Raw genomic sequence first — 25,669 nt, 5'->3', positions numbered from 1 at the left:
CGCCGATACTTCATCGGTCATCTCTTTTAATTGAGGCTATAAGGAAATTTTATGAAAAACACTACCCAAAAATCCGCCATCTTAGGCGCTGCCTTTTTGATGGCGACTTCTGCGGTCGGACCTGGATTTTTGACCCAAACCGCCACCTTTACCGAAAAGCTGGGGGCAAGTTTCGGCTTTGTGATTTTGGTCTCTATTTTGATGGATATTGGCGTACAGCTCAATGTTTGGCGAGTGATTGCCATTTCAAAAATGAAAGCTCAAGAAATTGCCAACCTTGTCCTACCTGGCATGGGCTATGTTTTGGCAGGACTGATTATTATGGGCGGACTTGCTTTTAATATCGGCAACATTGGCGGTGCAGGTCTTGGTGTGCAATCGGTCTTTGGCATCGATCCTGTTATCGGAGCGTTGGTCTCTGGCGTGATTGCAGTGGGAATCTTTTTGAGCAAAGAGGTAGGCTCTTTGGTGGACAAATTTGCTCAATTGATGGGCTTTGTGTTGATTGCCCTGATTATTTATGTGGTTTTTAATACCGATCCACCTTTTGGCGAGGCGGTTGTTCGTACGGTTGCTCCTGAAAAAATTGATGCGATGGCGATTGTAACTTTGGTCGGTGGTACGGTCGGCGGTTATATTACCTTTTCTGGGGCGCATCGTCTGCTTGATGCAGGCATTACAGGCAAAGAAAATCTTTCTGCCGTCTCAAAAAGCTCCATCAATGGCATCTTGGCAGCGTCCGTGATTCGTGTGTTTTTATTTTTGGCGTGTCTTGGTGTGGTGAGTTCAGGCGTTGCCATGATGACAGATAATCCTGCCTTGACACCTTTTGTTCACGGACTTGGCGACACAGGTCGTGTGATTTTTGGCGTGGTAATTTGGGCAGCGTCCATCACTTCGGTGATTGGCTGTGCTTATACTTCGGTGTCGTTTTTGACCAATTTCCATGCAGGCATTGCCAAACATAGCCGTTATTTTATCATTGGCTTTATTGCTGTCTCAACACTGGTCTTTGCTACGATTGGCAGACCCGCCCAAGTGCTTGTTTTGGTTGGCACGCTAAACGGTTTGGTCTTGCCGATTGCTTTGGTGGTGATTTTGCTTGCCGCTTACAAGAAAAATATCATTGGCGATTATAAGCACCCTGTTTGGATAGCTGTCTTTGGTTGGATTGTGGCGGTTGCCATGTCAATCCTAAGTGTGATTACCATTTTTAAATATTTGGCAGGATAATGATGAATTCCATTTCTTTTGATGATGTACAACGCTTTGTTACGCTTGTCTCACAAAGCACGCTGGCAGAAGTTGAAATCAGTCATGGCACAAGCAAACTTAAGGCGGTCAATCATCTGACCACCCTACAAGCACCTTGTGCTGTGGCTATGCCGACTACGCCAAGTCACGAAATCCCAAGCCCAGCAATCAATCAAAACACCATCGTCTCAAAGGCGGTGGGTGTTTTGTGTCTTGATGGCATTGCCCTAAAAGCAGGAGACACCGTCAATGTGGGCGATACTGTGGCAGGTGTGTTGGCACTTGGGGTTTTGACACCGATTGTGGCGGACAAGGCAGGCGTCATTGAATCATTTTTGCTCAATGAAGGCGATAAGGTAGAATGGGGGCAGGCAGTGATTGATCTGGCCTAGCATTGAAATCACAAATGCCGACATTAAATTTAAAAACATCACACCATTTGTTTGAATGCTTTATCGGGAGAATTTCTTAAATCCTGATTGACAAACAAAAGGTACTCCCAGAAAATTAAAGCAAAAATACACTTTTGTTTTAAATAACAAAAAACCGATATAATAAGTTATGTCGGTTTTTATTTTACAATTAAGAAATAAAAGCGGTTCGTTTGGCATTGGGTTTTTAAGAGCGTATCACAATCCCACATTCACCAATATTAAATGATAAAAAACCAATCAACCATGCAAAATAACAAAATCTATACCGTAACAACCCATTGTGCAAAAAAAATCACAAAAGCAACATCTCTCTTACTTTATTGGAAGTGGCATTTGATTTGTTTGACAAAAATAAACTTTGGGATACACCTTGTGCGATTTGTGGTGGTAAAATAGAAAGTGTGTCAAAATCCAATTTTGAAATTACTGATGAGCTTTTTAATATTTGGACAAATAATCCTGATTATCAATTTTCAGAAGGATTTTATGAAGATTTAGACCTTGCCGAGATGAAGTATTTGCCAATGCTTTTAAGGGCGATTGATGATAAAAATTTTCCAAATTCCAAAAAGGCGGTGGTTGTCAAAGCATTGTGTGCGTTGTGGTATAATAATTGTGAATTTCCCAAGAGCGATTATGCACATTAGAACTAAGACAAATGCGTGAAAATAGCGAAATTTTAAAGCCTATTTTATCAGAAAGAAAGACATTACTTTGTATTATAAAGACTTGATGCGGGATTATATCTGGGAAGTGGTTGAAAAATTATTGTAGGCATGGTTGTTCATTTTTATGATTGATGCCACAAACAATAGACCATACCAAACACTTACACGCTCATGTCGGCACCAACACCAAGCGCAAAAAACCCAACACGTCGGTAAAAAATTTTGTATAATAATAAAAATTAACAACTGTACACAAAAATGACCCAAACCATTCTTTCATCAAACGGCATTCACCGCCTGCATCACACTTTTTTTATCCCCAAAGGAAATATCACCGCCACCTTGCTTATCGTGCATGGCATGAGCGAGCATAGTGGGCGTTATGCAGATTTTGCCCAGTTTCTGGCGGATAATGGCGTGCTGGTGGCGACTTATGACCAGCTTGGGCATGGGCAGACAGTTAAGGACAAATACGAGCTTGGTTTCATTGACGAAAAACACCCCATCCAAGCCCTGTGCAAAGACGTGGTTATCATGGCGGATAAACTAAAAGACAAGGCACGCACGCTGACCGACCGCCCCACGCCTCATTACATCATGGGACATTCTATGGGGTCGTTTGTCGTGCGGACGGTGCTGACCCACCACGCCACAAGCTTTGACGGGGCGATTATTATGGGGACGGGCAACAGCTTTGGGCTTATCAACCGCTTTGCTCTAATCGCACTTGGGGCGATGAATTACATAAACCCAAAACGCCCCAACGCCCGCTTTGCCACATTGTTAAACCACTATCTGCTCTCGCAAATCCGCTCACCCATATCGGCATCGCCTTTTGCATGGCTGGCCGAAAACACCGACAGCATCAAAACCTTTGAAGCTGATCCCTTATGCGGTTTTGCATTTAGCAATAATGGCTTTGTCGCCTTGCAAGCCCTTATCAAAAAAGCCACATCGCCCACATGGTATGCCCACACGCCCACAGATTTTCGCATTTTACTCGTCAGTGGCAAAGACGACCCGGTTGGACGCATGGGGCAAGACATTGATGAACTTCAAAGCGAGCTTATCCGTGCAGGACAAAACGTCTGCACGCACCTATATCCCAACATGAGACACGAGCCACTACACGAGACGGATAAAGATAGGGTGTATGGGGATATTTTGGCGTGGCTAAAAAATCACACCATTGACAAAGCCAATCAAAAACCTCAATAAAATCAGTTTAAATTGTGCTAGAATAAAATGTTTTTTTACTTCACTTAGGAAATTATTATGTCTTTACAAAACGTCATCGAAACTGCCTTTGACAACCGTGCTAACTTCGGCGCGACCGACTGCCCGTCAGACGTGCGTTCTGCCGTTGAAGAAGTCTTGGCAGGTCTTGATAATGGCTCACTTCGTGTTGCCGAAAAAATTGACGGCGAATGGGTGGTTCATCAATGGGTCAAAAAAGCCGTACTATTGTCATTCAAAATCAATGATAATAAGCCGATTGAGTCTTGCGATTTACGCTTTTTTGACAAAGTAGATACCAAATTTACCGATTGGACGGAAGAAGATTTCAAAAGCGCAGGCGTGCGTGTCGTTCCGCCTGCGGTGGCTCGTAAAGGCTCATTCATCGCCAAAAATGTCGTGCTAATGCCGTCTTATACCAACATCGGTGCGTATGTGGACGAAGGCACCATGGTGGATACTTGGGCGACCGTTGGCTCATGTGCCCAAATCGGCAAAAACGTCCACCTATCAGGCGGTGTGGGTATCGGTGGTGTGCTAGAACCCCTACAAGCAAACCCGACCATCATTGAAGATAACTGCTTTATCGGTGCTCGTTCTGAAATCGTGGAAGGCGTGATTGTTGAAGAAGGCTCGGTCATCTCAATGGGTGTGTATATCGGTCAATCTACCAAAATCTACGACCGTGAAACAGGTGAAATCCACTACGGACGTGTGCCAGCAGGTTCGGTTGTCGTACCAGGTAACTTGCCAAGCCCATGCGGAAAATACAGCCTATACGCTGCCATCATCGTCAAAAAAGTAGATGCTCAAACTCGCGCTAAGACCAGCCTAAACGACTTGCTTCGCACCGAGTAATTTTTAAGATTTAAAAATTAAAGCCGTCCTTTTTTAAGGGCGGTTTTTTATACAGTTCATAGCATTAATCATAAAAATCCCTTATAATATTAAGTTTTGCCAATTTTAATATCAATGCCAAATTCCACCCGTTTACGCAATACCTTTATCCCCACCACCGACCCGTCTGCAGGTCTTCGTTTGACGGAGATTTTTTATTCCTTGCAGGGTGAAGCCTTAGCGATGGGTTTGCCGACCATTTTTATTCGCCTGACAGGTTGTCCGCTCCGCTGTGTCTATTGCGACACGACTTATTCATTTACAGGGGGCGAGCGTTGGGGGCTCGATACGATTTTGGAATATATCAAACAATACCCTTGCAAACGCATTTGCCTAACAGGGGGTGAGCCACTTGCCCAGCCCAACGCCATTGCCTTGATGAAATTGCTCCTTGATAATGGTTATGAGATTTCATTAGAAACCGCAGGGGCGTTGTCGGTCAAGGACGTGCCAGTAGCGGTGTCAAAGGTAATGGATCTAAAAAGCCCGTCATCGGGCGAAGTGCGTAAAAATCTGTGGAAGAATTTAGAATATCTCACCAACAATGACCAAATCAAAATCGTCATTGCCGACCGTGCCGATTATGACTGGGCAAAAGAAATGCTACAAAAATACGAGCTTGATAAAAAATGCGGTGTGGTGTGGTTTTCGCCCATGTTTAACATAGACGAGCGTAAATCGGACGTGCCAAATTTGGCAGTAGAGCTTGCCGAATGGATATTGGCGGACGGTTTGCCTGTGCGCTTTCAATTGCAACTGCACAAAATCATCTGGGCGGACGCTAAGGGCAAATAAGCCCGACAAAATACTTTAAAAGCTGAATTGAATTTGATACAATAAGCGTTTATTTTTCCAAATTCATCCAATTAAAAGAGAGTAACCATGGCACGAGTGACCATTGAAGATTGTCTTGATAATGTTGATAATCGCTTTGAGCTAATTTTAGTGGCAAGCAAACGTGCCCGTCAGCTTGCCAAGGGTAGCGCTGAGCCTACTGTTGCGGTTGATAACGATAAGCCAACCGTGCTTTCCCTGCGCGAAATCGCCGCCGGCAACGTAACGCGCGACATCCTAGATGAGCCAGAAGAAGAAATCGTCATCAAAGTTCCTGAGCTGATGGATTTTTCCAAGCTGACTCCTGCTGATTTTTAATTTTAATCACAACCATTGATTTAATTAAAAATCAAAAACCGCATCATCAAAATGCGGTTTTTTTTAATGATAAATCAATCATTTATCACACCCACTGGACATTCATTAATAAGCTGAATGCCACAATGATAAAAATCAATAAATCAAGCTATTGACAATATGGTCAATACTTGATATTTATAATGGTTTTATGGTCGCGTCTGCACCCTTTTGTTTACGAGTTAAGAGTACCTATGCTAGCCAACTACCGCCCGCATGACATCCCCACCCATTTAAGCCATCCCTTGGTTGATGAATCACGTGACAGCTTGATGCGCTCGGTGAGTTATTTGGACAAGGTGGAACGCCAAGACGTCCTGCGCGCCTGCCATTTTGGTGACGTGGCGCACATCAAGGACAAGCGTAAATCAGGCGAGCCGTACATCACCCACCCGATCGCCGTGGCTGAGATCTTGACAGGCTTTCGCCTAGATCGCGATACCATCATCGCTGCCATCTTACACGATACGGTCGAAGATACCGACGTGACGGATGAGATGCTCACTCAGGAATTTGGCGAGACGGTGTCACGCTTGGTAGATGGCGTAACTAAGCTTAAATCATCAAGCATGAATAAGCAGCAAAGCCAAGCTGCGACATTCCATAAGATTCTAACCGCAACACTCATCGATCCGCGCGTCCTAATCATCAAACTCTCCGACCGACTGCACAACATGTCAACCCTTGACGCTGTCAGCGAAGAGAAACAAAAACGCACCGCCAGCGAGACGCTTGATTTTTATATTCCGTTCGCGCGCATCATGGGATTGAACGACATCGCCGACTACATTGAGCTGCTGTGTTATCGCAACCTAAACCCCGAGATGTACACCAAGTTCACCGATAAGCTACTACAGCACGGGCTTGGGCGCAACTTCCAAAAAATCGAAATCAGTACCTATCTGCAGAATCTACTTAGCCATCTAAACCTAAGCGGTCACGTTCAGGTACTGGATAACCGCACCTCAATGTATCGCCAATTTTTCAAAAACCGCGGCGAGATTAACCGACTCATTCGCCAATACGACTTTGAAGTGGTGCTAGATAACATCGAATCGTGCGATAAATTGGCGTTCTATTTGGTGCAAAAATACGAAATCAGCAACGACCAGATTCGTGATAACATCCGCAAACCTCAAGCGGGCGGCAATCAATCACTAACGCTGATCTATGAGCGTGATTATAGTCACATCAAAATCACCCTACTTACCAAACGCATGCAAGAAGCTGCCCGTCTTGGCATCATCAGTAACGACAAAGGCGACATCAGCCAATCGGTCATCCAAGCAAGTCTTCGCAACATGCGCGATCTGGCAAACAGCAAATCCGGCCAAGGCAGCCAAGAAGACACGGAGCGCTCTGTCGCCATCATTAACGAGCTGCTTAATTACCTACATGAACGCAAGATCGTCTGCTACAGCCCGCAAGGCCGCGCTTACGAGCTGCCGCGCGGTGCCACGGCGCTAGACTTCGCCTATGCGGTCGGTCCTGCCATCGGTAACATCGCCACAGGTGCAGACATTAACGGCGAGCATGGTAAATTGGGATTGGTACTGGCCGATGGTGACTCGGTGCATATTGACACAGACAAGAACGCCATGCCAAGAGCCGACTGGCTGGGCTTTGTCGCCACCAACAAAGCACGTAGCGAAATTCTAAAATTCCTAAAACACCTGCCAGAAGATCAAAAAGAACACGCAGGCAAAGAAGCCCTAACGCGCGCCCTAAGCGCCTATGACAAGTCGATTGATGACATCACCAAACACGAATGGTCTGATATCTTGGCGTGGCGTGGCGTGTCCAATCAGCGTGAGATATTTTTGCAGATTGCGACTGGCTCGCTATTGGCTCAGCTGGTGGTGTCTCGACTGTTTAGCGAAGAAGTAGACATCGCTGATGGCAATGAGATCACCCAATCCAAGCACCTGATCGCAGGCGTAAAAGGCGTGGAGCTCACCTTTGCCAAATGCTGCAACCCCATCTATGGCGACCATATTGTAGGACATCTGTCAGCACGTCAAGGCTTGGTGATCCACCGCCACAAATGCTACTCGCTAGATGCCATCCGCGCAGACAACCCCTACCAGATCATCCAAGTTCACTGGAAAGGTGGCGTGAAGATCGATCATAATGCGCACCAGCTGCATTTCTCAGCGACTTTGCGAGTGTTCGCGATGCTCAACGAAGAACAGATCAGTCAGGCGATCTACGAGCTGCGTGCACTTAACATCGGCGTTGAGAATACTTCTGTCAAAGCCGATGATAAAGACAAGAACAGTAAAGTCGGCACCACCACCTTAAATGTGGTCGTGCGCTCACGAACCCACCTAGAAGAAGGTATCCAAAGATTGCGTCAGATTCTAGGTTATCCGAACATCATGCGCTTATACCAGTAATTTAGGCTTTTTTGGGCAATATTCAAAAACCACTTGAATTACAGGTGGCAATTGATTTATGATAAAGATAAGTAATTAACCATACAGAAGGTGTATTATGTGCTGTAATATCGATCTTAATTCTAAAGCAGAAGCGGCGCATTTTTTGGGTAAATGCGAACCAAATATCTTACCTAAGACTGCTGACAATGTGGCAGGCAATATCGTCTATACGGACAAGCCTGCGATGAGCTTGTTTGATAAGTTGGTTGCTTATTTTAGGCGCACCAAAGCCTAATTATCCCGATTGATTGCTCATAAGTTATTAAAAATCAAGGAAATCTCATGGCAAAACAAATCATTCATACAGATGATGCACCAGCAGCAGTTGGCACATACTCCCAAGCAGTGAAAGCAGGCAGCACCGTCTACATCTCAGGTCAGTTAGGCTTAGATCCTAAGTCAATGGAACTAAAAGACGGCTTTCGTGCGCAAGCTGAGCAGGCTTTTGATAATCTAGCAGCCATCGCCAAGGCTGCGGGTGGCTCATTGAATGACACAGTTAAATTTAACGTATCTTTGACTGATTTGAATGATTTTGCTGTGCTGAACGAAGTATTTAATGACAGATTAATCTCGCCTTATCCTGCGCGTGCCGCGGTTCAAGTGGCTGCTCTACCAAAAGGTGGTGTGGTTGAGATCGAAGCCATCTTACATCTAGACATTTAACCTAAGATAACATCGGGCTTGGTCATCGCTAAGCCTTTGTTTTATGCATCATACCCTATTGCGCATCGCCCTGTCGACCCCTTTGTATCGGCTATTTGACTACCTATGTCCCAACGAACACCTCATAGATGGTAATTTACCGTCCATCGGTTCTCGCGTGCGTGCGCCTTTTGGCCGCCAAGACTTGGTCGGCATTGTCATTGCGCACATCGATCCATCGGATACTGACGTCCCACATCATAAGCTAAAAGCCATTTACGAGTGTCTAGATGATCACGCCATCTTAGATGATACATTGCTTGATTTGGCAAATTGGCTCTCTACCTATTATCATTATCCACTGGGTGACACCCTGTCTGTGATGTTGCCAAGCTTGATTAATCAAGGCAAATCTCTCACGCAAAAACTCACCTTCTGGCAGCTGGCTGATTCGGCGATGGATGATGATTTTGTCACAGCCAATATCAGTAAAACCGCCAAAAAACAATGGCATATTTTTAACACCATTAAAGACAGCACGCCCAGTATTAACGAGGCGGAGCTGCTACAGCTAGGCGCCACCAAAGCCCAGTTAAACACCCTAAAAGACAAAGGGCTGATTCGTTCTTTCATTCTCACACGAGATGAGACACCCCTGCCCAAAGCGCCTGCCCTACTGGGTGAACCGCTCACTTTAAATGCCAAGCAGCAGTTGGCATTTGATGGTATTCGCTCAGCCATCGATGATGGCGTTTATCAGGGTGTGTTATTAAATGGCATCACAGGCTCGGGCAAGACAGAAGTGTATCTACATGCGATGTGGTATGCACTACAGCTGGGCAAGCAAGTGCTGATCTTAGTCCCCGAAATCGGGCTAACCCCACAGACCAAGGCACGATTTAGCTCGCGTTTTGATGCTCAGATTTGTGTTTTGCATTCTGGTATGAATGATGATGAACGCCTAGAGGGCTGGCAAGATTGCAACTCAGGGCGCGCTCAGATCATCATTGGCACCCGATCGAGCATCCTCTACCCCTTTGCCAATCTCGGTCTTATCATCATCGATGAAGCACATGACGGCTCTTATAAGCAGCAAGACCATCTTCGCTATCATGCTTCTGATGTTGCTCTATGGCGCGGTTTTCACCATAAGATCCCAACGATTCTAGGCACCGCCACACCCAGCCTTGAGCAGCTAAAGCTCTCCAAAGATGGTAAGCTCACAGAGTACAAGCTACCCACGCGTGCAGGGGCTGCTACCGAGGTTGTTATGCGCTTGGTTGACATTCGTCTTGGCACTCGCTCGATCGTGCAGACTGACGGCACACCACAAGAGACCCTATTGCCTGATGACAGCATTCTGCATATCAGGCGTTGCCTTGAGCTTGGTGAGCAGGTATTGATTTTTTTGAATCGTCGTGGCTACGCGCCTATCTTGATGTGTGATGCCTGTGGTTGGCAGGCGGATTGTCCGCACTGCGATGCACATCTAACAGTACATAAGCATCCATTTAATCACTTAAAATGCCATCACTGCGGCCATCAGACGCACGAACCACAGACCTGCCCAAATTGTAATAGTCGCAACCTGCAGACATTAGGGCTAGGCACGAGCAAGCTGTCTGAGCAGCTACACGCCCTATTTAGCAATCCACAGACGAACCACCAAACTTATCCCATCTGGCAGATTGACCGCGACACCATGCGCAAAAAAGGCGCTTGGGAGGCGATGTATCAACAAATCCTGACAGGCGAGCCTGCGATATTGGTCGGCACGCAGATGATTGCCAAGGGACATCACTTTCCGAATGTAACACTGGTGGTTGTGATTGATGCGGATTTGGGGTTTTTGTCGCCTGATTTTCGCTCACCAGAGCATACCGCCCAGCGCATCATTCAGGTGGCAGGACGTGCAGGGCGCGCCCACAAACCAGGCAACGTCATCATTCAGACACGCCAACCTGATAACATTCTACTGCTAACCCTCATCAAGCACGGCTATCTGGCATTCGCTGACACGCTATTAAAGGAGCGTCAACTGTTGGGCTTGCCGCCGTACAGTCACGCCGCACTGATCCGTGTAGAAAGTCATGATCAGACACGCGCCCGCGACGCCATCAGCCAGATCGCAAGAGAGCTGCCCGACACGCCAAATCTTGCCAAAAGTGGCGCCATCGATGCACCCATGAGCAAAAAAAACAACCGCCATCACACGCAGTTGTTATTGCTCGCAAAAGACCGAAAGACACTTCATGGCGTCTTATCAGAACATTGGCAACGACTACTCAATCTACCAAGTGTTAAAGGCGTCAAAGCCACTCTCGACATCGACCCAATGGGCTGGTAGTCACCCCAAGGCATAAGCCAGCAGTGCGATGATTAATAGATGCACCGGATAAAACCAATAAAACAAATACCTACCGCCGAAGCTTGATCCTTTTTCATCATTAGAATAATAAATCATCGCAGCAGCCAGCAGCATGCCAAAATGCATGTAGCCAAGACCCACCGTCCGCTCAAATCCATAGGTCAACACATAAAACGCAGGACAAGCCAGCACGTAGGCGATGATGAGCTTTCTTGTGTCATGATAAAAATACGCAAACAGCAGCACCATCGCCACCAAGGCAAATCCATAATCAAATAACTGCACAACAGGATGCATTAGCACAATCAACACAAGTTTAACGATTGTGCTGTGAGAGCTATGATAGACGATGAGCGCCATTAACGCACAAAACAAGGTAAATAGTACGTTACCATGTCCATAATCCTGCCATGGCACGCCTTGTAATATCGATTCAATGGACAGGCTAAACATCCAATAAGGCAGCTGCGCGATCAACGCAAAGACCAATAGCCGCCTAGCATAAGCCACGACATCATGCGTATGATAATACCCCACTATCAGCAGATAGACCATGATGGGCGCAACCATACGGCCAATGAAGTGCAGCCATTCGGACAGATGGCTATCCACCTTTAAAAACGCCCACGCCACATGATCAAGCGTCATCGCCAGCATGGCAAGACACTTAATCACGAAGGCATTTAGTCCTCCAGATACCCTATCTGACATGCTAACCAACACAGCTTTTTGGGTGGCGCTTTTTGTTTAGCGATGTTTGACATCGCCATATGTGCTGTCCTTGGTCATTCTTGGTGTGATAGATGACTAAGGTCTCACCATTTAGGTAACGCACTGGATAATTCGCACCCGATACAGTGGCGACAATTGCACAATCCGTCTGCACGCCTGCCACGCGATCTGTTACCACCATGGAGACGCGCTGATTGTCAGCAGAGACGGGCAGATTAACAGGGCATTGATGGCTGGCATCGTAGATCGCTGCGACGCGTTTTTGTACAGCGTTGGCAGAACGATAGCTTTCAAAGATGACTTCTTGTTCTTTTTGCATGGTGATGATCGGAACGAACTGACCGATGATGATTGAGAGCATCACTCCAAATATGGCAAAGGCGATACTCATGCCCACAAGGCTGGTGCCACCCTCACGCTTTAGGTGTGCTTTTTGAGATTCTTGATTGCGCGGATAAAAGTCCAGCACATCAGCGATCTCTCGGCGCGCCATGCGATAATAGTACGCATCTGCCCATCTGGCCACCATGGACGCCCAGAACAGCCAAACAGAGCCACCTACGATGACGCGCGCCCACATTTGATATTCTTCGGGCAAAAACCCGATCACCGTAAATTCAAATACCGCTAATATAATGGCGATATTCACCTTAATGAACGACCAGCCTGCCACGCAGTACACCACGCAGTCCAGATAACGCTTGCGATAAAGCAGCCACCCAAAGGTACAAAAGAACGCCGCCCAATGCCAACGCGCATGCAGCTTACCAGCATGATCGAATTCCTCGAAGCGCTTTAGGTAATACTTTTGAGAACGCAGCCCGATGAACCATTTGTCAAGCTGAGTGCGCTCATTAGGCGTCAGATGCGCCTGATAAAATGGCGGTGGCGTGGTATCTTCTAAAAATGGCAGGCGAATCATACATCTATCACAAAATCGTTTGCGGTTATGGTTGGCTTGGCTTATAATTACCGAGTTTAACCTATCATTTTACGACTTTTTTGCCAATAATACCATGACCCAAAAAGCAGAATTTCTCGCACCTGTTGGCGGTGATCGCCAAACCCCCGACACAGACCGCGACACCATCAGCGAACAGATCAGCCGCCTAAACCAAACCCCTGAACAATTTCGTCAAATCGACACGTTCATGAAGCGTCGCACGCACATGAGCCAATCAAGCGAAATCGCCCTAACCTCTGATGAGTACGCACCTTATATCATCAATCAAGGCTTTGAGCTTGGCAAATTGGGTGATGTCAACGATATTCACAATCTAAGAGTTTATTTTAAAGACACGCCAAACGGCGAGAATGCGCCCATCACGCTAGAAATTGGCTTTGGCATGGGTGACAGCCTAATTGAGATGGCGAAGAACGACCCAACGCGCAACTTCGTTGGCATCGAAGTGCACGAACCCGGCATCGGGCGCACCGCCTACATCGCCCACGAGCTTGGACTGACCAACCTCAAGGTACTAAGCGGTGATGCCATCGAGCTACTGACGAATCTGCCCGAAAATCACCTTGATACCGTTCAGCTATACTTCCCAGACCCATGGCAAAAAAAGCGCCATTACAAACGCCGCTTCGTCACCACGCACCGCATGGAAATCGTGGCTCGCACGCTAAAGGTAGGCGGTACTTTCCACGCAGCCACCGACTGGGAGCATTATGCCCTATGGATGCTTGAAGTGCTTGATAATATGCCTATTTTTGGTAATACCGCAGGTCAAGGTAACTTCATCCCGCGCCCAGATTTTCGCCCTTATACCAAATTTGAAAAGCGCGGCTTTGATTATGGGCGCAGCTCTTGGGATCTCATCTACCAAAGAGTATAAAATCCCAAAATCACCTCAAAGACGGCATTTAGTGTCGTCTTTTTTATCCATCACATCAACGATCAAATTTCACCCAAATCATGCTGTTTCACAAAAAATTACCTTTGTCATATTTGTGAAACATGCTGATTTTAGCGCAAAACTTATCCTTTAAAAAAATCTTAAAAATCAGCTAAAAATTGAATCTCATGCGTGCAATCCTTTGAGTTTGTTGGGCTTGAAATATTATCCACAAAAACTGTGGATAACTTTGTGGAAAAGGTGAACTTTTGGTGAGCAACGCTATATAAATAGGCGCTTTAACCGTGCTGTCATAAATCCACAATTATTGTAGATAAATTTTATTTTATAAATAAAATCAATAACTTATGAATTTATAAAATTAGATATTGACAAATCTATTTTCATAATAATACATTTTATTAGGCTGTACAATGTTCCACAAATTGTTGTATTTTTTGATGTGGAACTTGTGGATAACTTTTATTTTTGGTGATTATATTAGTCCCAAATTTAAGTTTTATCATCCCATATTTAATGCAAACTTCAGGCATAAAAACACTACGATAAATCGTAATTTACGAACAAAATTATGTTATAATAAACAAGAATTTATTGGATGTTTAACATCTTACTTATTAATATCAATTAGGCAAAATATATGAGCACAAAAGCGAAGGATGCGACCACCAGCGTCGATGAAAATAAAGAAAAAGCACTCAAGGCGGCACTTGCACAGATCGAGAAAAGCTTTGGTAAAAACACCATCATGCACCTTGGTGACGAGTCAGCAAAAATCGACGTGGATGTGGTCTCCACAGGCTCATTAGGTCTTGATATCGCATTGGGCATCGGCGGCTTACCAAAAGGTCGTATCATTGAGATCTTCGGCCCTGAAAGCTCTGGTAAAACCACCCTCACCCTACAGACCATCGCCGAATGCCAAAAGCAAGGCGGCACCTGTGCATTCATTGATGCTGAGCACGCTCTAGACCCAATCTATGCGCGCAAGCTGGGCGTGGATATTGATAAGCTGATGGTCTCACAGCCCGACAACGGCGAACAAGCCCTAGAGATTGCCGACATGCTGGTGCGCTCTGGCGCGGTGGACATGATCGTCGTGGACTCTGTGGCAGCACTCACCCCAAAAGCTGAGATTGAAGGCGAGATGGGCGACAGCCACATGGGTCTGCAGGCACGTCTGATGAGTCAGGCACTGCGTAAGATCACCGGCAACGCCAAGCGCTCCAACTGCATGGTGATCTTTATTAACCAGATTCGTATGAAAATTGGTGTTATGTTCGGTTCACCTGAGACCACGACAGGTGGTAACGCGCTTAAATTCTACGCCTCGGTGCGTTTGGATATTCGTCGCACAGGCCAAATCAAAGAAGGCGAGGACATCGTCGGTTCAGAAACCCGCGTCAAAGTCATTAAAAACAAAATGGCACCTCCATTCCGCCAAGCCGAATTCCAAATCATGTATGGCGAGGGCATCAACCGCCTAGGTGAAGTTGTGGATCTGGGCGTAGATATCGGTGCGGTTGGCAAATCTGGCGCATGGTACAGCTATGGCGAAGGCAAGATCGGTCAAGGTAAAGCCAATACCGTCAAATACTTGGCAGAGAATCCTGAAGTCGCACAAGAGATTGAAAACAGAATCCGCCAAGAGAAAATGGGCAATACCGCACCCATCAACGAATCTCACGCTGATGATGGTGAGCCACCTGAATTCATCGAAGGCATGTAAGATGACGACCTGTTTTAAGGTTCGATTTGGCGTAACATCTTAGTATGACCACCATCAAAACATTGGCAGAAATATTGGCGGATATGGGCGAACCTGTATCCGCTGATTCATCTGATGGTAATACCCACCAACCATCAACTAAAATCAAAAAAACACAATCTACCCAATCGGATAATCCAACCGCCAGGAAGTCAACCCAAAACCCTTGGCAGGATTTTCATGAATTGACATTATCAGAACCTAAGAAAACCCGATTGTCAGACGATGATGCAATTAATGAACCTGATCTGCCAACCCCATCCAATACATCCAAAAAACACAAGTCTCGCAATAAGCCCAAAGCGGTCCCACAGCCAAACATGACTCATGTCTTGGCAGATAATAATCAAACCATTTTGGATGAGAGCACCATCCAAGCTCTTCAAAAAGTTGACATTGAGCCAGTTTACCAAAACGATAAAACAGTTAACCGGCTAAGATGGCTTGCTTTTTATTATCTGTCCAATCGTGAATTATCACAAAAACAGCTGCGTCAAAAGCTGCTCGATAAAGACTGCGACCCTGACATGGTCTCGGATTTATTAGATGAGTTTGCTGATAAAGGCTATCAATCGGATGAACGCTGCGCCCACATGCTGATCCGCGAAAGTGTGCGCCGTGGACGTGGCAAAAGACACATCAGTCAAAGCCTAAAAAAAGCCGGCATAGACTTGCCCTACTCGCTTGATGAGCTCATCGATCAAGCAGGCATAGAGAGCATCAGTGACGGCACCATCTTAGACGATGAGACAAGTGCTCAAAGCGAGATCAATTGGCTAAAACTCGCCATAGAAACTCGCTGCAAAAAATACGGCAATACCACCCCAAAAGACCCAAAAGAAAAAGCCCGTCAATTGCGATTTTTGCAATATCGAGGCTTTGAGATGGGAGTATGTTTTGATGCACTTAAATACACGCTTGATCATTTGGATGAACTGATCTAGAAACGCTCCCACACAGCGATCTGATCTGGCTTAGGCTTAGCAGTCACCCCAAGCCTGCGCCAAGGCATATTATCACCATGATAGTCGCTACCCACTGATACCATAAGTCCCTGTTCGACGATACATCGATCAATCATTGCGCGCAGACTCATTGGCTCATTATTTGGCAATTCGCACCCATCGCCGCCCATCTGAGCAAAATCCTCAATCAGCCTTCGCGTACGTGTCGCTGATAGTCCATAGCGAGTCGGGTGCGCCAACACAGACAAGCCACCACATTCATGAATCAGCTTGATCGTCCTTGCCATGGTCATGGTCTCTATCTCGACATAGGCGCATTTGCCATCCGCCAGATATTTATCAAAGGCAGCTTGCACGCTGTGGACGAATCCCAGCTCATGCAGCACCTGTCCGATATGCGCTCGACCAATGGCTCGCGGGTTATTATCTGCTTTGATTAATACTGCCTGCCACAAAGTCTCGGTGAGCGCCTCACTGTCATCATCGGTTAATATCTCGCCCAATTTCTCAATCATCCGCCGCCCGCGATGATGGCGGCTATCTTGTAGCGCCTGAAGAGCTTCATGCATTCTTTGAGTGTCGGCGAAATTCAATGCGACGACATGGATGATTTTTTGTAGTTCTTTATTTTTGCCATACCCTCCTGCCAGAGCATGTGCGCAACTGATCTCAACACCAGTAATCAGACGAATGCCGCACTCTTCTGCGGCTTGCTTCGCTTCTGCCACGCCTGCAATGGTATCGTGATCTGTCAGCGCAAAAGTCTTGATGCCAGCATCAAACGCTTTTTTTACCAGAGCGGCAGGTGTGTTGGTGCCATCTGATGCTGTGCTATGGCTATGTAGATCTATCATATCTATTCCCAAAAACAAAAGCCCCATACATGGTATAGGGCGATTGCATTGACATTGATTAGTCGTTTTTGTTTTGCTGCTGCTGTTGTAGGTAGTTGCCCACACTGATTGGCTTAGTCATTGGGCGTGGCTGAGCTTGAGGCGCAGCTTGTTGTTGTGGCTGTTGGCTGGCAATCGCGCTTACATGATCTGCAGGTGCAGATTGTTGATTGGCTAGCTGGGCTTTAGGACGCTCGTCCACTGTTAAACCTGTTGCAATCACTGTTACATAGATGTCATCACCCATTGACTCATCGTCCACAGCACCAAAGAAGATGTTGCCCTCATCGATGTTCGCAATACGGCTAACCACTTCGGCAACTTCATACGGTTCGCTCATGCCGATGTTCGCACCCACGATATTGATAATCACGCCTTGAGCGTTCTTCAGTAATAGATCGTCAAGAAGTGGGGAGCGGATTGCTTTTTCTGCCGCTTCTGCCGCACGACCTTCGCCACTGGCGCGGCCAATACCCATCATTGCATGGCCTTTTGCTGTCATGGCAGTGTGCACGTCATTAAAGTCGATGTTAATCACACCAGGCTCACGAATCGTGCGAGTGATGCCATCAACCGCCTGCAGTAGAACGTCATTCGCCTTGGCAAATGCATCTTTCATGGTCAGACCACGATAGACTTGTAGTAGTTTTTCGTTTGGCACTGTGATGATTGAGTCAACGTACTGAGCCAGCTGATCAATACCCTCTTGAGCAAGCTTAGCACGCTTACCACCTTCAAATTTAAATGGTGTGGTCACAACTGCAACGGTCAAGATGCCTTCTTCTTTGGCAATACGAGCAATCACAGGAGCTGCGCCCGTGCCTGTGCCGCCGCCCATACCAGCAGTGATGAACACCATGTCATAATCAGAAAGTAGCGCACGAATTTCAGCTTCGTCACTCTCAGCTGCTTCACGACCCACTTCAGGGTTAGCGCCGGCACCCAAGCCACGAGTTAGCTCGCTGCCAAGTTGTAGTTTGTTTGGCGTGGTAAGCTTGCCAAGTGCTTGACGGTCAGTGTTTGCCGCCACAAAATTGATGCCTGTAACGTGTTGATTTACCATGTGCTCAACTGCGTTGCCACCGCCACCGCCAACACCAATAACGATAAAACGTGCTTGTCCATCTGAATCAAACTGTGTGTCATCTGACATGCTGTACTTAACCATAACTTACTCCAAGAATTTGAAAATCATCGCCCAAAGGCATTAAAACCATTTTTTGATTTGGTTGGTGAATACCTGCCAACCTTCAGAAACTTTATTCGTCAGCTTGTTTTGAGCTGAAACCTCGCCATAGCTGTCTTTGATGAATTGTTCGCCATTCTGATAAAGTAGCGAACCTATCACGCTGTGCAGCTTATTATCTTTTAGATAACCATTAAGTAGCGCAATATTGTCATCGGTTAGATTTTTTGGACAAATGCTGACGCATCCATTCGTGGTCATCATACGAACCGGCAGACCCCATTGACGACCCACAAAATAGCTAAGCCCGTCAATCTGAGTGGCGCCGCCTGCCAAGACAACACCCGCTTCGATCTGCGATGACAGGCCCAAATCATCAAGACGCTTACTGATGCGCATGAAAATATCATCATAACGCGCCGCGATCACACTACTCAATCGACGCAAGCTCACCGTTGATTCTCCTCCCAAGCGACGCTTTAGAGTTACAAAAGCTGCACGCTTGGCAGGGTCGAGCTGAACAGTGCCCTGCTGATGCTTTAGACTCTCAGCTTCAGACACCGACAAGCCAAGCTCTGTCGCAATGTCAAAAGTGACCGTCTGACCACCCACGTCCAAACAATCGGAAAACAAGAGCGAACCACCACGATACACACAAACTTTCGTCGTACCCAGTCCAATGTCAATAAAACAAACGCCGCGCTCTTTTTCTTCTTTGGTTAGGGCATATTCAGCACTGACCACGCCATCAAACAAGGTCACCCCTACCGATGCCTCTGCTGAATTAACCACATCAAGAATCTGCGCATGGTAATTGGCAGGCAGCGCCATGACATGGTTTGCTACGCTAATCTCATTGGCGTGCATGCCAATTGGATCTTTAACCTCTTGGACGCCGTCTAGATAACTTAGCAGCTGACATGATTGCAATAACGTATAATCTTCAGCACGCAGCTTATCAGCAATCAGCTCTTTGGCGCGATACAGATCGCTTTGTTGAACTGTGGTGTGCGCTCTGCTCTTGTGCAAGCTAAGCTTTTGCATGTCGTTCATTGAGATCATGAGGGGCGATGCAAACGATAAGCACACCTCATGGATATTCACCCCTGCCATGTCGCCGGCTTCTTGCAGAGACTTATAAACCGCGCTTAATAAGTGCTCACGACGTTCGATCTTACCGCCAACGAATGCATCTGTGCGCGCCAGACCCACCGCCGAGACCTTAATCCTTGGCTGTTCAGGCGTACCTGTTGCATAGCCGACTACTGTGTAAACAGCAGTTGAACTCAAATGCAACGCAACCTGTAGGTCTGACATAACTACCCTCAATTAACCGGCAAAACGCCACAAAAAAAATCTCAAAAAACCACAATAACCATCGACTTACGTCGCACGTACAAGCTTTGTAATATTTTAGCATTGATGATGATTTTATAAAAGAGCAAAGCCCATAAAAAATCAGGGATTTATTTCCCATTTGAGCAAAAATCAATCGAAATTAAACGCTTTTTAAAAAAACATTCTTCATCAAGAAGTTTTCAAGCCTAAATCAGACGGTTTTTGAGGTATTCCAGCAGTTTTCCAAGCAATGGCAAAACCGTTTTTATAGCGCAAATCTACCGACTGAATTTTTGGCAATTCTTTAGCAAGACTGCCCGCCAAAAGTGAAGACAAACTAAACAGTTTTTGTTCGGTGTTCTCATGATCGACAATCACACGAAGCCCGTTATCAAAACGGATCAGCCAAGTCTGGCGTGACGTTAATGTCATGTCCTCTGCCGTTATACCAAGCGGAGAGAACCATTCATTGACTCGCTGCATCTGGCGCATCATGTCCGTTGCATCATTGGTGTGACCGCTGTACAGATGAACCAGATTCTTATCCATTAGCTCGTGCTCATCAGCCGGCACGAACACCGCACCATTGGCATCAAGCAGATGCTGACTACCGAAATTAGCCACCGCACGTCGCGGCACGACAGAGACAATAACGCCTTGCTGCCAATCGCGCTTAACGCTGGCACTCTCAACCCACGACAGGCTAGACACTACTTGATGAATACCCATCAAATCCGCGCCAAAAAACTGAACCCGCCCAAATGGTGCGGTCGCGGTTTTTAGCGAATTCGCCTGAGATTCGGTCAAATTACTCAATTCTAAGACAAGTGGGCGTTTTGGCGCCTGCTCAATACCCTTCATCGCTACAACAATCAAGCCGCCAAGTACAATGGCTACCATAAGCAAAATCTGCCATAGTTTTAGAACTCGACGCGCATTTTTAGTATTGACTTGGGAATTCATGGGGAATTTGCGATAAATACGATAAATTTCTATATAGTAACGCATTTTACCGATAACACCAAGCAAAATATCAACCAAAGCATGATTTTTTACATCAAGTTACAGTTTAAATCTGCAATCATCGCTTGTCCTTAGACAATAAAAAAGCCGAATCACGTTTCGGCTTTTTTATTGAATTTAATATTAAGACAAGGTCTGCTCTAAGATGGTCACACATAAGGTTGCAAAATCAATTCCCGCTTGCTTTGCCGCCATCGGTACCAAGCTGTGATCCGTCATGCCTGGCACAGTATTGATCTCTAATAGGTATAATTTACCATCGTCAGACTTTAGAAAATCGACGCGCGCCCAACCACGACCACCAATGCCGCTAAAGGCACGTCGCGCAAGCTCGCCCATTTCACGCTCCTGCTTATCCGTTAGATCTGATGGACATTGATATACCGTGTCGTCGCGCAGATATTTGGCATCATAGTCATAGAACTTACCCTTAGGGATGATGCGAATACTTGGCAGCACCGTATCGCCAAGCAGCGAACACGCGTACTCACCGCCTGTGATTGCTTTTTCTGCAAGAATCTCGCCGTGATACTGCTTAAGCTTAGGGTATGCTTTTGCCAAATCGCCCACCCTCTCAATCATCATCACGCCAACGCTAGAACCCTCAGCTGCCGGTTTGACAAACAAAGGAAAGCCCAACTCTTTTTCTACTTGCTCAAAATCACTGTCGTCATTTAAGACTACTAATTTTATCTTCATAAATAACATGGGTGTGAATGGCTTTATTCTCAGCATATTGATGTAGAGCAAATTTGACAAATTCACAATAGCTATTTTCGCTAAAGTCATTCGCCCATGGTAGCCATTCACCCAAGTAGTCTTTTTGCACATTAACGATGCCATTCATTTGACTGGCAAATGATGAATGCACCAAGGCCAGGTTTAATGTGTCGTTGATTTTATAGTGAAACATTTTTATTACCTCATCACAAGACCATCAAAACTATTTTTTAACCGCACTCTCCACAATATCCGCCACTTGTTCAGCTGCCTTTGGATTTGCCATTGAATGGGCTTTTTGTGCCATTTTTGTCAGTTAATGACTTGGACGGACTTAGACACGCCTGCCAACAGCTCGGCTTACCACTCGTCTTAAAGACTTCTCGTGGTGGTTATGATGGCAAAGGTCAATTCGTCATTAGGACGATTGATGACATCATTACTGCATGGGATGAACTTGGTGAAGCAACGAAAATCGCCCCATTGATTGCCGAAGGTTTCATTGATTTTAGTCGAGAAGTTTCAATCATCGCTGTGCGATCGCAAACAGGTGAAATTCGCTACTATCCTTTGGTTGAAAATACACACAGCAATGGCATACTGGTCAAGACAGTCGCTCCTGCACCAAACAGCGACCACCTAACTTGGCAAGCCCAACAAAACATCAAAAAGCTCTTAGAGCATTTAGATTATGTTGGCGTGATGACCTTAGAATTATTCATCACTGACGCAGGTTTGATCGCCAATGAAATCGCACCCAGAGTGCATAATTCTGGACACTGGACAATTGAAGGGGCGGTGTGTAGTCAATTTGAGAATCATATTCGAGCAGTGGCGGGATTACCACTAGGTAGCACCGACATCACACAGCCATCTGTCATGATCAACATCATTGGTCAATTTCCAGACCCCAGCCAACTCCTTGCCATTTCTGGCGTGCATTTTCATCATTACCACAAAGAAGAAAGAGCAGGAAGAAAGATTGGGCATATCACCATCATGACAGGTGATGAATTGCTCAATGACGCCGTTAATCAAGCGATTGAGTGTCTGCCAAACAGATTGGGTTTATAAACCTCTAATCACATTTTCACCACAAAAGTTCAGCAAACTTTTGTGGCTTTTTTACCCCATCTTTAATCAGACACATCAAGCACCAAAAAAATGGGTGATTAGTCATCATATTTAAGACAACAGCCCATTTTTTCAAAAAGATTCCACCATAAAGACACGCATTGAAACAAGATAACCTTAACAAAAAATAATTTCAATAAAATACATATGACATACTTGACAATAACAAACATTACTATTAGTCTACTAAGACTAAATTTTTGTATCATTTTTTTACATATGATAAAATTTAGTTATATATGTTATAAACATGACACCAATAGCCAGCTAAGTCCTAGTAAGCCATTTGTTTGTTTTTAGTACAATACGATGAATGGATTGGCTGGGTCGAATCCAATGTTAAGGAGAACCCGTTTTTCATGAATAAGCTAACCCCTACCAAACGCCTACCTAAAAGGCAGTCATGCCAGGCACTGTCGTTATCAATACTAACAATGATGTTGGCGACGACCGCATCGGCAGCAACCTTTGAGATACCTGCAGTTAAAAACGGCCTGAATTTAAGCATAAATGGCAGTGCCAATCCAAGATTAACCACAGAATACGATAAGTTTAATTATACTTATGGCGATCCAAAAATCTTTGGTAGCAATGGCACCCTCGCTGATGTACTGGTGAATCAAGATCGTAAAGACAGCGATGAACAACTCAGACTTGACGGTGTTAACTGGACAATGCTAGGAGTCAGTGCCAAGCAAAGAATCACGCCAAAAATGACTGCCAACGCCTCTGTTGTCATAGAAGCTGGTGAAGGTTATGTCAATAACTGGGGTGCTTACTGGGGTGCATGGCTTGACTTTGGCACCTACGGTGAAAAAGGTCGCATTACCATCGGTGGTCAGAACAATGGTCTGGGTGTTAGCCAAACTGGCATTGGCATCGTAAATACCCTAACCGATGGCGGCACAAACATCAACGGTCGATACATGGGCATACCTAACCTTACGCTATCTGCTTATCATATGTTTAGCCAGTCTGCCGACATCAATGACAATACGAAGACAGGCTGGCATGACAGTAATGGTATCGCTGCCAAATACGATTTTGAATTCGCTCCACGCAAAACCCTAAGCTTGGCAGGCGGTTATAGCCAAAGCAAAGGTCATGATCAAATTGCATATTTTAACACCTCTGAAAAAGCCAATGCGTATTTGGCTGGCGTAAGTTTTCAACATAACGATTTGACGGTCGGCTTAGACTATGGCAAAAGAAATGAAACTTACAATGGTGCCGTAACACATGGTGTTGATAAAGATACCTATGGCGTCAAAGTCAATTATGAGTTCACACCACGCCTACAAGGGAGCATCAGCTATGGACGCAGTCAGACAGATAACAAATCACCTGCTCCAGTGCAAAGATTAGTATCATCAAAAAGATTAGAGCCTCAGGGCGATCAAGAAGCATTGTTCTTCCATGAAGTTAAGAAAGATCGTTACAGTGCGGAACTATCCTATCAGCTTTATCAAGGCATTTCATTAACAGGCTCCATCACCAATCTAAAAACCAGAAACTATACCGATGAAGGCGAATTCAGTAATCGTAAGCATTTGACCTTCAGTACTGGTGCATCATTCTCATTCTAACTTTTTTAAATAAGGATTTTTTATGAACACTCCAACTTTTAAGCTAACCAAAATCGCCCTATTGATTGGTACTGCCATCGTAGCTACCAATGCCCATGCTGTTTACAATCTATACAAAAAAGACGGTTTGACTTTAGATATTGGCGGTCAAGTTGACATTCAACTCACCAAGCAAGACCGACAATTCACCCTTGAAAGCCCAATGAACAAAATAGTCGAAAATCCGGAATTACAACCAGCAGGTACCAAATTATCAACCACAGATAAAAAGCCTCGCCTAAGCCAAAATCATGGCGTATCTTATATTGATTTCCGTAGCTCACAAGAATTGCCAAACGACTGGCGTGCAACAGGAAATATCGGTCTTGGCTATATCAGAGGCAGTAATTTTTATTTGTCCAATTCAAGCTTGTCATTGGATAAAAAAAATGTGGGTGCCATCAGCCTAGGTCGTCAATATCTACACACCAACTATGTCAATCGCACAGGCACAGACACCCCATTGGATATTTTTAGCACCAGTGCCTTACGCTTTGATTACTATGGCATCAAGGGCTTACAAGCCAGTGCTTATTACAGTCTTGCAGGGTATAATGATGTTACCAAAGAAAACAACGGTGCTGTAAAATCAGGCTATGGGGCATCAGCAAGCTATCGCTTCCCAGTGGCAGAAGGTCAAACGCTAAGAGTGGCGGCAGGATACACACACAGTGATTACAATCCTGAAACTAGCATTAATGGGGATACCTGGAAAGCCAATCAAAACACCCTAAACCGCTATCCTAGTAAGACAGACGGTTTGGCAGCATCATTGGAGTATCAAGCAGGCAAATTCTTGGTAGCTACTGATATTGGTCGCAAACAAGAAACCATGTCTGAAAGCAATTTTACCCCACTAGATAAGCGAGATACTGATTATTTGGGTGTGAAAGTCGCCTATGACATCAACCCAATCTTTCAAGTCAGTGCAGGCTACGGCACCAAAAAGGCAGAGACTAAGCTGAAAAAAGGTGCGGCACCACTAAGCAATGATGCCAATGCCTTAAATACAATCGGTCAGCAGACAGGCGGACTACAAATACTTTCTTATGTCGATGCCAAAGAGCAATATCTGTATGACAAAGCCAATACCAAAGAAGCTTATGTGCAGCTAGACTACATGGCTCGCCCAAATGTTCGCATCTATGGTCGCTACGACACCGAATTAACAAAATTTAAATTAGGCTCAACCAACACCAGCAAAATCAGCGATGACAATATCCGTGCTGGCGTTGTGTTTAATTTCTAAACCAATACGGCCACTTAATGGATGTTCAGATGGATTGAGCAAT

The 25,669-nt window shown here is 45.5% G+C and carries 23 protein-coding genes and 2 pseudogenes; 17 read left to right on the top strand and 8 right to left on the bottom strand.

Features of this window, described 5'->3' with window-relative positions:
* The first annotated feature begins 51 nt into the window (after positions 1-51).
* From AAX10_RS02105 to AAX10_RS02055, 11 genes are all read left to right on the top strand, one after another.
* Positions 52-1,233: an NRAMP family divalent metal transporter gene (locus AAX10_RS02105; RefSeq protein ID WP_046699702.1), complete on the top strand. Its 1,182-nt coding sequence runs from the start codon at positions 52-54 to the stop codon at positions 1,231-1,233.
* Between the two features lie 2 nt (positions 1,234-1,235).
* Complete coding sequence (locus AAX10_RS02100) at positions 1,236-1,646, top strand: acetyl-CoA carboxylase biotin carboxyl carrier protein (protein ID WP_158580280.1); 411 nt, start codon at positions 1,236-1,238, stop codon at positions 1,644-1,646.
* Between the two features lie 380 nt (positions 1,647-2,026).
* Positions 2,027-2,335 (top strand): hypothetical protein, encoded by a 309-nt coding sequence (locus AAX10_RS02095; protein ID WP_149038830.1) that lies wholly within the window; start codon positions 2,027-2,029, stop codon positions 2,333-2,335.
* A 279-nt stretch (positions 2,336-2,614) separates the two neighbouring features.
* A complete protein-coding gene (locus AAX10_RS02090) occupies positions 2,615-3,574 on the top strand; it encodes an alpha/beta fold hydrolase (protein ID WP_046699700.1) in 960 nt (319 codons plus the stop codon).
* Between the two features lie 57 nt (positions 3,575-3,631).
* Positions 3,632-4,450, top strand: a complete 819-nt coding sequence (gene dapD / locus AAX10_RS02085) for a 2,3,4,5-tetrahydropyridine-2,6-dicarboxylate N-succinyltransferase (RefSeq protein WP_046697869.1) — start codon at positions 3,632-3,634, stop codon at positions 4,448-4,450.
* Between the two features lie 114 nt (positions 4,451-4,564).
* Entirely contained in the window at positions 4,565-5,284 is a 720-nt protein-coding gene (queE, locus tag AAX10_RS02080; protein ID WP_036361722.1) for a 7-carboxy-7-deazaguanine synthase QueE, read from the top strand.
* Between the two features lie 87 nt (positions 5,285-5,371).
* Positions 5,372-5,641 (top strand): DNA-directed RNA polymerase subunit omega, encoded by a 270-nt coding sequence (gene rpoZ, locus AAX10_RS02075; RefSeq protein ID WP_036361719.1) that lies wholly within the window; start codon positions 5,372-5,374, stop codon positions 5,639-5,641.
* Positions 5,642-5,874: 233 nt separating this feature from the next.
* Positions 5,875-8,076 (top strand): RelA/SpoT family protein, encoded by a 2,202-nt coding sequence (locus AAX10_RS02070; protein WP_046699699.1) that lies wholly within the window; start codon positions 5,875-5,877, stop codon positions 8,074-8,076.
* 97 nt (positions 8,077-8,173) lie between these two features.
* The gene (locus AAX10_RS02065) at positions 8,174-8,353 is read left to right on the top strand and encodes a hypothetical protein (protein ID WP_036361702.1); all 180 of its coding nucleotides are present in this window, start codon (positions 8,174-8,176) and stop codon (positions 8,351-8,353) included.
* A 47-nt stretch (positions 8,354-8,400) separates the two neighbouring features.
* Positions 8,401-8,784: a RidA family protein gene (locus tag AAX10_RS02060; protein WP_046699698.1), complete on the top strand. Its 384-nt coding sequence runs from the start codon at positions 8,401-8,403 to the stop codon at positions 8,782-8,784.
* A 43-nt stretch (positions 8,785-8,827) separates the two neighbouring features.
* Positions 8,828-11,110 carry a primosomal protein N' gene (locus AAX10_RS02055; protein ID WP_046699697.1) on the top strand — a complete coding sequence of 761 codons (2,283 nt, stop codon included), beginning with the start codon at positions 8,828-8,830 and terminating at the stop codon, positions 11,108-11,110.
* Here AAX10_RS02055 and AAX10_RS02050 read toward each other — a convergent pair whose 3' ends face one another.
* Both AAX10_RS02050 and AAX10_RS02045 read right to left on the bottom strand, forming a co-directional pair.
* The gene (locus AAX10_RS02050; protein ID WP_046699696.1) at positions 11,111-11,842 is read right to left on the bottom strand and encodes a TraX family protein; all 732 of its coding nucleotides are present in this window, start codon (positions 11,840-11,842) and stop codon (positions 11,111-11,113) included.
* 1 nt (position 11,843) lies between these two features.
* Positions 11,844-12,785 (bottom strand): DUF2628 domain-containing protein, encoded by a 942-nt coding sequence (locus AAX10_RS02045; protein WP_036361694.1) that lies wholly within the window; start codon positions 12,783-12,785, stop codon positions 11,844-11,846.
* A 94-nt stretch (positions 12,786-12,879) separates the two neighbouring features.
* Between AAX10_RS02045 and trmB the strand changes: the two genes are divergently transcribed.
* The 3 genes from trmB to AAX10_RS02030 all read left to right on the top strand — a co-directional run bounded on the left by trmB (position 12,880) and on the right by AAX10_RS02030 (position 16,437).
* The gene (trmB, locus tag AAX10_RS02040; RefSeq protein WP_046700555.1) at positions 12,880-13,704 is read left to right on the top strand and encodes a tRNA (guanosine(46)-N7)-methyltransferase TrmB; all 825 of its coding nucleotides are present in this window, start codon (positions 12,880-12,882) and stop codon (positions 13,702-13,704) included.
* A 661-nt stretch (positions 13,705-14,365) separates the two neighbouring features.
* Entirely contained in the window at positions 14,366-15,454 is a 1,089-nt protein-coding gene (gene recA, locus AAX10_RS02035; RefSeq protein WP_036361692.1) for a recombinase RecA, read from the top strand.
* A 44-nt stretch (positions 15,455-15,498) separates the two neighbouring features.
* Complete coding sequence (locus AAX10_RS02030) at positions 15,499-16,437, top strand: regulatory protein RecX (protein ID WP_046699695.1); 939 nt, start codon at positions 15,499-15,501, stop codon at positions 16,435-16,437.
* Here AAX10_RS02030 and AAX10_RS02025 read toward each other — a convergent pair.
* The 6 genes and pseudogenes from AAX10_RS02025 to AAX10_RS02000 form a co-directional block, all read right to left on the bottom strand.
* Positions 16,434-17,312 carry a PHP domain-containing protein gene (locus AAX10_RS02025; RefSeq protein ID WP_226997800.1) on the bottom strand — a complete coding sequence of 293 codons (879 nt, stop codon included), beginning with the start codon at positions 17,310-17,312 and terminating at the stop codon, positions 16,434-16,436. The genes AAX10_RS02030 and AAX10_RS02025 overlap by 4 nt on opposite strands.
* Positions 17,313-17,370: 58 nt before the next feature.
* The gene (ftsZ, locus tag AAX10_RS02020; RefSeq protein ID WP_036361673.1) at positions 17,371-18,519 is read right to left on the bottom strand and encodes a cell division protein FtsZ; all 1,149 of its coding nucleotides are present in this window, start codon (positions 18,517-18,519) and stop codon (positions 17,371-17,373) included.
* A 39-nt stretch (positions 18,520-18,558) separates the two neighbouring features.
* Positions 18,559-19,854 carry a cell division protein FtsA gene (ftsA, locus tag AAX10_RS02015; RefSeq protein ID WP_046699694.1) on the bottom strand — a complete coding sequence of 432 codons (1,296 nt, stop codon included), beginning with the start codon at positions 19,852-19,854 and terminating at the stop codon, positions 18,559-18,561.
* 210 nt (positions 19,855-20,064) lie between these two features.
* Positions 20,065-20,838, bottom strand: a complete 774-nt coding sequence (locus tag AAX10_RS02010) for a cell division protein FtsQ/DivIB (RefSeq protein ID WP_046697857.1) — start codon at positions 20,836-20,838, stop codon at positions 20,065-20,067.
* A 183-nt stretch (positions 20,839-21,021) separates the two neighbouring features.
* Positions 21,022-21,591 (bottom strand): annotated as a pseudogene (locus tag AAX10_RS02005) (ATP-grasp domain-containing protein); the annotation flags it as partial.
* A complete protein-coding gene (locus tag AAX10_RS02000) occupies positions 21,569-21,811 on the bottom strand; it encodes a hypothetical protein (protein ID WP_149038828.1) in 243 nt (80 codons plus the stop codon). The gene AAX10_RS02000 and the pseudogene AAX10_RS02005, both read right to left, overlap by 23 nt.
* A 110-nt stretch (positions 21,812-21,921) precedes the next feature.
* Here AAX10_RS02000 and AAX10_RS01995 point away from each other — a divergent pair.
* From AAX10_RS01995 to AAX10_RS01985, 3 genes and pseudogenes are all read left to right on the top strand, one after another.
* Positions 21,922-22,692 (top strand): annotated as a pseudogene (locus AAX10_RS01995) (5-(carboxyamino)imidazole ribonucleotide synthase); the annotation flags it as partial.
* Between the two features lie 419 nt (positions 22,693-23,111).
* Positions 23,112-24,338, top strand: coding sequence for a porin family protein (locus tag AAX10_RS01990; RefSeq protein WP_149038827.1), 1,227 nt, complete (start codon positions 23,112-23,114; stop codon positions 24,336-24,338).
* A 22-nt stretch (positions 24,339-24,360) separates the two neighbouring features.
* Positions 24,361-25,626, top strand: coding sequence for a porin family protein (locus AAX10_RS01985; RefSeq protein ID WP_046699691.1), 1,266 nt, complete (start codon positions 24,361-24,363; stop codon positions 25,624-25,626).
* Positions 25,627-25,669 lie beyond the last annotated feature (43 nt).

The sequence above is a fragment of the Moraxella bovoculi genome, assembly GCF_000988745.2.
In the GTDB taxonomy this organism is placed as follows: Bacteria; Pseudomonadota; Gammaproteobacteria; order Pseudomonadales; family Moraxellaceae; genus Moraxella; species Moraxella bovoculi.
The sequence above is the reverse complement of the archived record's forward strand: the minus strand, read 5'-3'. Positions and strand labels throughout refer to the sequence as shown.